We start from the raw sequence: 10,448 nt of genomic DNA, 5'->3' as shown, positions 1-10,448 counted from the left end.
CTGACCTACACCTGGCCGGGCACCCCGGGCACCCTGCAGCCGAAGGAGAAGGTCACCGCGACCGCGACCTACCGGCTCACCCAGGCCGACCTGGACGCCGGTGAGGTGAACAACCAGGCCACCACCTCCGGGAAGACCCCGGACGGGACCACGGTCACCCCGCCCCCGGCCGCGACCGACACCCCGCTGGTGGCGAACCCCACCCTGAACCTGATCAAGACCGCGAACGCGTCCGCGGTGAAGAACCCGGCGACGGTCGGGGACACGATCACCTACACCTTCACCTCCACCAACACCGGCAACGTCACCCTCACCGGGGTAAGCATCACCGACCAGCTCCCGGGCCTGTCCGCGATCAGCTACACCTGGCCCGGCACCCCCGGCACCCTCACCCCCGGCCAGACCGTCACCGCGACCGCGACCTACCAGCTCACCCAGGCCGACATCAACACCGGCCAGGTCATCAACCAGGCCACCGCCACCGGCACACCACCCACCGGCCCAAACGTCACCACACCCCCCGCCACCGTCCCCGTCCCCCTCACCGCCGGCCCGAAACTCACCTCCACCAAGACGACCGATCCCCTGCCGGCCGGCACCGCCTCCACGGTGGGAGACACCGTCACCTACCGGTTCTCGGCGAAGAACGAGGGCAACGTCACCCTCACCGGTGTGACGATCACCGACACGCTCCCGGGACTGTCCGCGCTGACGTACACCTGGCCGGGAACTCCGGGCACGCTGCTGCCCGGAGAAACGGTCACGGCGACGGCGACCTACACGCTGACGCAAGCCGACATCGATACCGGCCACGTCGTCAACACGGCCACCACGCGCGGCACTCCCCCGGCCGGGCCCGATGTGACGCCGCCTCCCTCCGTGACCGACACACCACTCGTCGCCAACCCCGACATGACCCTGGTCAAGACGGCCGATCGTGATCGGCTCAACAGCCCTTCCCGTGTCGGCGACCAGATCACGTACCACTTCACGGCGCACAACTCCGGCAACGTGACGCTCACGAACGTCGACATCGTCGACCCGCTGCCCGGGCTTTCGCCACTGACCTATTCCTGGCCCGGAGCTCCCGGCACGCTCCTCCCGGACCAGAAGGTCACGGCCACCGCCGCCTACACGCTCACCCAAGCAGACCTCAACACCGGTCACGTCGCCAATGCTGCGACAACCACCGGAACGCCGCCGACAGGTCCAGCGGTGGTTCCGCCACCTGCGCTCAACGACGTCCCGCTCACAACCGGTCCGGGACTCGACCTCACGAAGGTCACTCTCACCGACGGCCTGTCCCGTCCCGCCAAGGTCGGCGACCTCGTCACCTTCCGCTTCGCTGCGCAGAACATCGGCAATGTGACCCTGACCGACGTCAGCATCGCCGACCCCATGCCCGGTCTATCCGCCCTCGCGTACACGTGGCCGGGAACTCCGGGAACGCTGCAGCCGAAGGAGACCGTCGTCGCGACCGCGACCTATCGCCTCACCCTGGCCGACCTCAACGCCGGACATCTCGCCAACACGGCGACGGCGGTCGGAACGCCCCCCTCAGGTCCGGCTGTGACGCCGCCGCCGGCGAACACCGACACCCCCTTGGGCTCCGCGCCGTCGATCAGCGTCGCGAAGTCCGCGACTCCCTCCGACGGTTCGCGCCTCTCGGTCGGGTCGACCATCACCTACACGTTCGTGGTCACCAACACCGGCAACGTCACTCTCTCGAACCCGCGGGTGGACGAGACGCGATTCACCGGCTCCGGCGCCCTGTCACCGGTCAGTTGCCCGCCGACCCCACGCCTGGACCCGGATGACGTCATGACGTGCACGGCCAGTTACGTCCTGACCCAGGCAGACGTCGACTCCGGTCGGCTGTCCAACGAGGCGACCGCGACCGGTACGCCGCCCACCGGGCCGGACACGACCTCTCCGCCTGCGGACGTCGACATCACCTTCCCGCCGGCTCCCGCGTTGAGCATCGTCAAAGCGGCCGACCTCACGACCGTCGCCACCCCGGCTCAGGTCGGAGACAACGTCACCTTCCACTTCGTAGCCAAGAACGACGGCAACGTGACGCTCACCGATGTCGCCATCACTGATCCACTGCCGGGGCTGTCTCCGATCACACATGCATGGCCGTCCGGAGGGACTCCGGGGACCCTGCACCCGAAGGAGGAGGTCCATGGAACCGCGACGTACCGCCTGACCCAGGCGGACCTCGACGGCGGACACCTGGCGAATACCGCAGCGACACGTGGCACGCCTCCGTCCGGACCGCCGATCACGCCGCCGCCCGCAGGCACCGATTCGCCACTGGTGGTCACGCCCTCGATCTCACTGGACAAGAAGGCCGACACCACCGCGATCAGCTCGCCCGCGGCGGCCGGCGATGTCGTCACCTACACCTTCGTGGCCAAGAACACGGGCACCACCACCCTGACCAACGTCTCGATCGCCGACCCCCTTCCCGGACTGTCCGCACTCACCTACACGTGGCCTGGAGTCCCCGGGATTCTTGCGCCATCGGACGTCGTGACCGCGACGGCGACCTACCGCCTCACCCAATCGGACCTCAACGCGGGCGCCGTCGTGAACACCGCCACCACCTCAGGAACGCCGCCCACCGGAACCCCGGTGACCGACGACGGGACCGCGACGGTGACACTTCCGCCGGAACCGAAGCTCGAACTCACCAAGGACGCCGACGCGACCGCGATCCAGTCCCCGGCTCAGGTCGGCGACACCGTCACCTTCGCCTTCGTCGCCCGGAACAGCGGCAACACCACCTTGACCGATGTCTCGATCACCGATCGGATGGCCGGTCTGACCTCGCTGACCTACGACTGGCCGGGAGTGCCGGGCACGCTGCAGCCGAAGGAGTTCGTCACCGCGACAGCGACGTACCAACTCGCTCAGGCCGACATCGACGCCGGGCACCTGGGAAACACCGCCACGGCGACCGGCACCCCTCCGACCGGAACGCCGGTGACCACCCCACCGGCGTCGACGGACACTCCGCTGGTCTCCACCTCCGCGATCGAGCTGGTCAAGTCGGCAGACACGAGCGCGGTCTCCTCCCCAGCTACGGCCGGCGACATCGTCAGCTACACGTTCGTCGCGACGAACAACGGCACCACGACCTTGACGGACGTCTCGATCGTCGACCCGCTTCCTGGCCTGTCCGCGCTCACGTACACGTGGCCGGGAAATCCGGGGACACTCGCTCCGCGCGAGTACGTCACCGCGACGGCGACCTACCGCCTCGCTCAGGCTGACCTGGACGCAGGCACAGTGGTCAACACCGCGAGGACCACGGGCTCACCGCCGTCGGGAACGCCGGTGACCGACGACGGGACCGCGACGGTGACACTTCCGCCGGAGCCGAAGCTCGAGCTCACGAAGGACGCCGACGCGACCGCGATCCAGTCCCCGGCTCAGGTGGGCGATACCGTCACCTTCTCCTTCGTCGCCCGGAACACCGGGAACGTGACGATGACGGGTGTCACGATCACCGATCCCCTGATCGGCTTGTCCGCGCTCGTCTACGACTGGCCGAGAACTCCCGGCACCCTCCAGCCGAAGGAGTTCGTCACTGCGACCGCGACGTACCAGCTCGTTCAGGCTGACATCGACGCCGGGCATGTGGCGAACACGGCGACCTCCACGGGCATCCCGCCGACCGGAACCAGAGTGACCACCCCACCCGCGTCGACCGACACCCCGCTCGGAGTCGCCCCCGCGATCGAACTCGTGAAGAAGGCGGACACCAGCGCCGTCAGCACTCCGGCGCATGCCGGCGACACCGTGACGTTCACATTCGCGTCCCAGAACACCGGGAACGTCACGCTGACCGACGTCGTGATAGACGACCCCCTCCCCGGTCTGTCGGCACTGACCTACTCCTGGCCGGGCAGCCCGGGCACTCTGACCCCGGGCCAGAAGGTCACGGCGACAGCGACCTACCAGCTCACCCAGGCCGACATCGACGCCGGGACGGTCGTCAACACGGCCACCACGATCGGAAAGCCGCCCGTGGGCACCCCGGTGACCGATGAGGGAACAGCCACAGTGGACCTTCCGCCAGCGCCGAGCATCGATCTCACGAAGCTGGCCGATCCGTCGACGGTGCAGACCCCGGCGCAGGCGGGCGACACCGTCACGTACACCTTCGTGGCGGAGAACACCGGCAACGTGACGCTGACCGGCGTCAGCATCACCGACCCGTTGCCGGGCCTGTCCGCTCTGACCTACACCTGGCCGGGTACCCCGGGCACGCTGGCCCCGAAGGAGAAGGTCACCGCGACGGCCACGTACCAGCTGACGCAGGCGGACATCGACGCCGGGCATGTGGCCAACACCGCCGGCACCGAGGGCACCCCGCCCACCGGCACGAAGGTCACCGACGGGGCATCGGCGGACCTGCCGCTGGTGACGGTCCCGAGCATCGACCTGGTCAAGGCGGCCGACCTCGCCGCGGTCCAGTCGCCGCCCCGGGCGGGTGACACCGTCACCTACACCTTCGTGGCGGAGAACACCGGCAACGTCACCCTCACCGGTGTCGCGATCACCGACCCGAAGCCGGGCCTGTCCGCCCTGACCTACACCTGGCCGGGCACCCCGGGCACGCTGGCTCCGAAGGAGAAGGTCACCGCCACGGCGACGTACCAGCTGACGCAGGCGGACATCGACGCCGGGCATGTGGCCAACACCGCAGGCACCGAGGGCACCCCGCCCACCGGCACGAAGGTCACCGACCAAGCCTCCGTCGACATCCCGCTCACCACGGAGCCAGGCATCCGGCTCGTGAAGAAGGCGGATACCGCACTCGTCCAATCACCGGCCGAGAGCGGCGACACGGTCACCTTCACGTTCGCGTCTCAGAACATCGGGAACGTCACCCTGACGAACGTGGTCATCCAGGACCCCCTGCCGGGCTTGTCATCACTCACGTACACGTGGCCGGGTTCACCGGGAGTGCTCGCGCCGGGTGAGACCGTCACGGCCACGGCGACCTATCGTCTGACGCAGGCGGACCTCGACGCCGAAGAGCTGGTCAACACCGCGACCACGACCGGGACCCCGCCGTCCGGAGACGACGTGACAGACGTGGCCACCGTCACGATCCCTCTCCCCGCCGATCCCGCCCTGACCGTCGTGAAGTCCGCGGGCACCATGGGGATACAGACTCCGACCGGCGCCGGCACCACGATCACGTACACGTTCACGGTGACCAACACGGGGAACGTGACGATGACCGGAGTGAGCGTCGCCGACCCGATGGTCGGCCTCTCACCGCTCACCTACGCCTGGCCCGGCGCGCCGGGAACGCTGGCGCCACGGGAGACCGTGATCGCCACGGCCACCTACGTGTTGACCCAGGCCGACATCGACGCGGGGCACGTGGCGAATACGGCACGGGCAACGGGAACGCCGCCGTCCGGAATCGTCGTCACGCCGCCGCCCGCGAGCACCGACACGCCACTGGCTCCCTTCCCCTCGATCGAGCTGGTCAAGACCGCCGACGCGGCGGCCGTGCAGTCGCCTGCTCGTCCCGGTGATGTGGTCACCTACACGTTCCGATCGAAGAACGACGGAAACGTCACCCTTACCGGAGTGACCATCACGGATCCGCTCGCCGGGCTGTCCGAGCTCGCGTACTCGTGGCCAGGAGCGCCGGGAGTCCTCGCCCCCGACGAGAGCGTCACCGCGACCGCGACCTACCCGCTCACCCAGGCGGACATCGATTCCGGCCACATCGCGAACACGGCGTCGACCGTGGGAACGCCGCCCTCGGGCGTCGCCGTCACGGACGAAGCGTCGGCAGAAGTGCCGCTGGCGGCCGAACCTCGGCTCACGCTGATCAAGACGGCCGATGCCGGCCGGGTGCAGTCCCCCGCGATGGTCGGCGACACCGTCACGTATCGCTTCGTCGTGAGCAATACGGGGAACGTGACGATCGACGGAGTGTCGGTCGCAGATCCTCTCGCCGGGCTGTCGTCGCTGACATACGCGTGGCCCGGCGTTGCCGGGCGGCTGGAACCGGGGCAATCGGTGACGGCGACGGCCGAATATCGACTCACGAACGCCGACCTCGCTGCGGGCCATGTCCAGAACACCGCCGTCGCGGTGGGTACTCCTCCGTCCGGTGAGAGAACCACCACTCCGCCCGCTTCGGTCGACACTCCACTCTCGCGACAGTCACTCCCCGCGGTGTCCGGATGAGCATGCGAAGTCGGCGACGAACGGTGACAGGAGGTGCGATGTCGCGAGGTAGAGGTACACTCTCGTTCGAACATACGTTCGATAGACGAGGTGAGCAGCATGACCGAGATCGACGAGACCGTCGCCGTCTGGACGACCGACGAGGGCGTCCCCATCCGGCTCGTGTGGAGATCCACTCGATACCGGGTGTCCGACACCCCGACCGTCTGGGCGGAGGTCTGTGCCTGGTGGCGCCCCTTCGGCGAGCATCGCTACCCCATCGGCAGCGTCCCCCGCTCGATCGGCGGTTGGCGATTCCAGGGGACCAGCGAAGACGGCGAGGCCCACGTCTTCGACGTCCGGCACGACGCGAGCGCCCGATCGTGGCGGCTGGTCCGTGTTTTCGACTGACCGCAGCGTGGCTCACCCGCGCCGCGCATCCCGTCGCATAGCCTCCATCGGGTGATGGACGACCGCTACGGAACCGATGTGCTCGCCGGCGACTGGAGAAGCGCCGGCAAGAAGCCCGTCCCCACCGTCGAAGCCGTACGAGACCTCGTCCTCGAGGACGCCACATCCGGCTTCTGCGGCGCGATCACGCGACTCGAGGCGCAGACGGTCGAACTCGAGGACTACTTCGGCAAGAAGCGCGTCTTCCCGCTGACGGGCTCGTTCCTCATCGACGGAGAGCCGGTACGCCTGGTCGTCCCGTCCCGCACCCCGGCCGGCCCCACGCGGACCGCATCCGGATCGTTCGCCGTCGGCGACCAGAAGGCACGCGTCGCCCGCGCCAGCCGCATCTTCGTGGAGGGTCGCCACGACGCCGAACTGGTCGAGCGGGTCTGGGGCGACGACCTGCGCGTCGAAGGCGTCGTCGTCGAATACCTCGAAGGCGTCGACGACCTCGACGCGATCGTCCGCGAGTTCCAGCCGGACCGCGGACGGCGCATCGGCGTCCTCGTCGACCACCTCGTCCCCGGGTCCAAAGAAAGCCGGATCGCCGAACAGGTGGCACGCGGGCCGTACGGCGCGCACGTCCTCGTCGTCGGTCACCCCTACATCGACATCTGGCAGGCGGTGAAGCCGCAGCGGGTCGGCCTCGACGCCTGGCCGAGCATCCCCCGCTCGATCTCCTGGAAGCACGGCATCTGCGCCGCCCTCGGCCTCCCCCATGAGACGCAGGCCGACATCGCACGCGCCTGGAAGCGCATCCTCGGCCAGGTCCGCTCCTACACCGATCTCGAGCCCGAGCTGCTCGGCCGGGTGGAACAGCTGATCGACTTCGTCACCGAACCCCAAGCGCGGTAGACGCGGCCTGGCTGGCGACGCTCACCAGCCGTATTCGGTGTACGACTCGCCCCGTTCGAGCGCCTCGATGCCATGCCGGATCACCGGGATGACATCGCCCGGGAGCGCGCGCAGCGGCGCCCAGACCAGCTCGGAAGCCTTCTCCGGCTCCCCGATCACGGGAACCGCACCCGCGGGGAGTGCGGCAGCGAAGAAGAAGTCGATGTAGGCGTCACCGTCCGCGCGACCATGCTGGACCAGGGCGAGCCGCACCTGATCGGGACCGAGCACGAGGCCGATCTCCTCCTGCACCTCGCGGAGCAGCGCGGCCGTGGCCGACTCCCCCGGCTCGATGTGTCCGGCGGGGAGCGACAGCTCGCCGTCCCGATACCCCGTCCCCGCGCGGCGTTGCAGCAGGATGCGGTCGCCGTCGAACAGGCACAGGTACACGGCGGCGGGATAGGTCGGGCGCACGCGTCCATTGTGCGCCGACGACTGTCGGTTGGGTGGCGTACTGTTCTTCTCCACACGGGGCGGTTGTCCACAGCGTCGAAATTCCATTTGCGTTGTTCGAACATACGTTCGAAAATGGACTCATGTCCCTCGCAGCTCCACACCTCGATGAACCGGTCGCCGACCGGGCGCAGGTGCACGAGCTGCAGACCCGCATCCGGCAGATGCAGGCGACCAAGCTCGAGAGCCGGACCCTGCAGACGCATCCAGCGCTCTCGCCCCTCCTGCCAGGAGGTTCGCTCAAGGCAGGGGCGGCGTACTCGGTCCGCGGTTCCACGACACTGCTGATGGCCATGCTGGCCGGTCCGAGCGCGGCCGGGGCATGGTGCGGAGTGATCGGGATGCCCGACTTCGGGGCAGAGGCCGCCGGGCGGTTCGGCATCGACCTCGAACGGCTCGTGCTGGTGCCCCACCCCGGCGACCACTGGCTCACCGTGACCGCGGCGGTCGTCGATGTGCTCAGCGTGGTGGTCGTCGCGCCGCCCGCCCGTGCGAAAGACGGCGACGTCGCCCGGCTCACCGCCCGGCTGCGGCAGCGCGAAGCGACTCTCATCGTCGCCGGCGACTGGCCACAGGTGGAAGCGACGCTCACCGTCGCGCGCAGCGGGTGGGACGGCCTCGGCACCGGGAACGGCTACCTGTCGTCCCGGCGCGTCACCGTGGAGTCGGCGCCACGCGGCGGGACGGGGCCACGCCGCACCGCCGAGCTGTGGCTGCCGGCCGTCGACGAGAGCTTCCGCGCCTCCGGGCCCACGCGGCTCGAGGCGGTGAGCTAGATGACGAACGGAACACGCGAAGCCGTCGTCACCCGGGCGATCGTGCTCTGGTGCCCCGACTGGCCGGTCATCGCTGCGCAGCAGGCGCTCGACCTGCCACCCGACGAGCCGCTCGCCCTGGTCGAGAAGGGCGTCGTGTTCGCCTGCTCCCCGGCCGCACGAGCCGACGGGGTGAAGCGCGGGCTGCGGATGCGCGAGGCGCAGGCGCGCTGCCCCCAGCTGAACGTGCTGCCGTACGATCCGGTGCTCGATGCCCGGGCGTTCGAGCCGGTGCTCGCCGCGATCGAGGAGATCACCCCCGGCGTACAGCCGGTCCGCCCCGGCACCTGCGTGCTCCGGGCGCGCGGACCCGCGCGCTACTACGGCGGCGAGGAGCAGGCGGCCGCCGAGCTGCTGCGCTGCCTGGAAGGGCTGGGCCTGCCGGATGCCCGGGTCGGGATCGCCGACGGTCCCTTCGCCGCCGAGCAGGCCGCGCGCTCGACGGGAGCCGCCCGGCCTCTCAGCAGCGCCACCCCCACCGGGACGACGTTGACCGATGCCACCACCGGTCGCGCCGCTGATTTCCCCGCCCCGCACTTCTTGGCCCGCAGTCGTGTGCGCATCATCCCGTCCGGCGACTCCCCGCGGTTCCTGGCACCGCTCCCGGTCGCCCACCTGGGCTTCGCCGAGCTCACGCCGCTGCTGCGCCGGTTGGGGCTGCATACCCTCGGCGACATCGCCGCGCTCTCGCGCGTGGACATGCGGGAGCGGTTCGGCGAGCGGGGCGAGCTCGCGCACACCCTCGCCAGCGGACTCGACGGCACGGCGGTGGTGCCGCGGACTCCGCCGAAGCAGCTCGACCGCTCCATCGAGTTCGAACCTCCCCTCGACCGTGTCGACCAGGTGACCTTCGCCGTGCGCGGCACGGCCGAGCAGTTCATCGGCGGGCTCACCAAGGCCGGACTCGTGTGCACGTCACTGCGGGTGGAGGTCACCGACGAGTCTGGGCGGGTCAGCGAGCGCACCTGGCTCCACCCCCGGTTGTTCTCTCCGCCCGACGTGGTCGACCGCGTCCGCTGGCAGCTGCAGGGCTCCGGCGCGATCGACTCCGGGCTGGCGTCCCCGATCTCCCGGGTGGTGCTCGAGCCGGAGGCGGTCGACGACATCGGCCACCACGAAGACGGACTGTGGGGCGGCGGCGCCGACGAGCGCATCCACCACGGCCTCACCCGGGTGCAGAGCATGCTCGGGCACGAAGCGGTGGTCACAGCCACGATCGGCGGTGGCCGCGCGCCCGGTGAACGGCAGGTGCTGGTGCCGTGGGGCGACCGGCCTGTGGGGGTGGCCCGCGCCGACCAGCCGTGGCCCGGATCGCTGCCGGCACCCGCGCCGTCGACCGTGTTCGAGGTCCCGCGTCCCGTCGCGGTGCTCACCGAAGAGGGTGCGCCGGTCGAGGTGACCGATCGCGGAGACGTGACCGCGCCGATCGCCCGCTTCTCCGCCACCGGCCAGGCACGGGACGCCCGGCCGGTCGACTCCTGGGCCGGGCCCTGGCCCGTGCGGGAGCGGTGGTGGGACGCCACCCTCTCCCGGGCGATGCACCGCTTCCAGCTGGTCGACGCCGACGGCACCGCCTGGCTGCTCGCACTGGCCGGCTCCGGCTGGTTCGCGGAGGCGCGCTATGACTGA

At 69.9% G+C, this 10,448-nt stretch carries 6 protein-coding genes; 5 read left to right on the top strand and 1 reads right to left on the bottom strand.

Going from position 1 to position 10,448, the window contains the following annotated elements:
- The 3 genes from H284_RS0119795 to H284_RS0119785 all read left to right on the top strand — a co-directional run.
- Positions 1 to 6,225 (top strand): CLIPPER-2 domain-containing protein (locus H284_RS0119795; protein ID WP_020077561.1); only part of this gene is annotated, 6,225 nt, incomplete at its 5' end.
- Between the two features lie 99 nt (positions 6,226 to 6,324).
- A complete protein-coding gene (locus H284_RS0119790) occupies positions 6,325 to 6,615 on the top strand; it encodes a DUF6504 family protein (RefSeq protein WP_018191094.1) in 291 nt (96 codons plus the stop codon).
- A gap of 54 nt (positions 6,616 to 6,669) precedes the next feature.
- Positions 6,670 to 7,512: a DUF3097 domain-containing protein gene (locus tag H284_RS0119785; RefSeq protein ID WP_020077560.1), complete on the top strand. Its 843-nt coding sequence runs from the start codon at positions 6,670 to 6,672 to the stop codon at positions 7,510 to 7,512.
- A 21-nt stretch (positions 7,513 to 7,533) separates the two neighbouring features.
- Here H284_RS0119785 and H284_RS0119780 read toward each other — a convergent pair whose 3' ends face one another.
- Entirely contained in the window at positions 7,534 to 7,965 is a 432-nt protein-coding gene (locus H284_RS0119780) for an NUDIX hydrolase (RefSeq protein ID WP_020077559.1), read from the bottom strand.
- Between the two features lie 122 nt (positions 7,966 to 8,087).
- On the opposite strand from H284_RS0119780, the gene imuA' reads away from it, so the two are divergent.
- Together imuA' and H284_RS0119770 are read left to right on the top strand one after the other, a co-directional pair.
- The gene (gene imuA', locus H284_RS0119775; protein ID WP_020077558.1) at positions 8,088 to 8,780 is read left to right on the top strand and encodes a DnaE2-dependent mutagenesis accessory factor ImuA'; all 693 of its coding nucleotides are present in this window, start codon (positions 8,088 to 8,090) and stop codon (positions 8,778 to 8,780) included.
- On the top strand, positions 8,781 to 10,448 hold the full coding sequence (locus tag H284_RS0119770) for a DNA polymerase Y family protein (RefSeq protein WP_020077557.1): 1,668 nt from the start codon (positions 8,781 to 8,783) through the stop codon (positions 10,446 to 10,448).

Source organism: Cryocola sp. 340MFSha3.1 (assembly GCF_000383315.1).
Classification (GTDB): domain Bacteria; phylum Actinomycetota; class Actinomycetes; order Actinomycetales; family Microbacteriaceae; genus Leifsonia.
The sequence above is the reverse complement of the archived record's forward strand: the minus strand, read 5'-3'. Positions and strand labels throughout refer to the sequence as shown.

What these genes read in the sequence shown, in the direction of transcription:
- H284_RS0119785 (WP_020077560.1), top strand. Translation starts at nt 6,670, where the DNA reads ATGGACGACCGCTACGGAACCGATGTGCTCGCCGGCGACTGGAGAAGC.
- imuA' (WP_020077558.1), top strand. Translation starts at nt 8,088, where the DNA reads ATGTCCCTCGCAGCTCCACACCTCGATGAACCGGTCGCCGACCGGGCG.
- H284_RS0119770 (WP_020077557.1), top strand. Translation starts at nt 8,781, where the DNA reads ATGACGAACGGAACACGCGAAGCCGTCGTCACCCGGGCGATCGTGCTC.
- H284_RS0119790 (WP_018191094.1), top strand. Translation starts at nt 6,325, where the DNA reads ATGACCGAGATCGACGAGACCGTCGCCGTCTGGACGACCGACGAGGGC.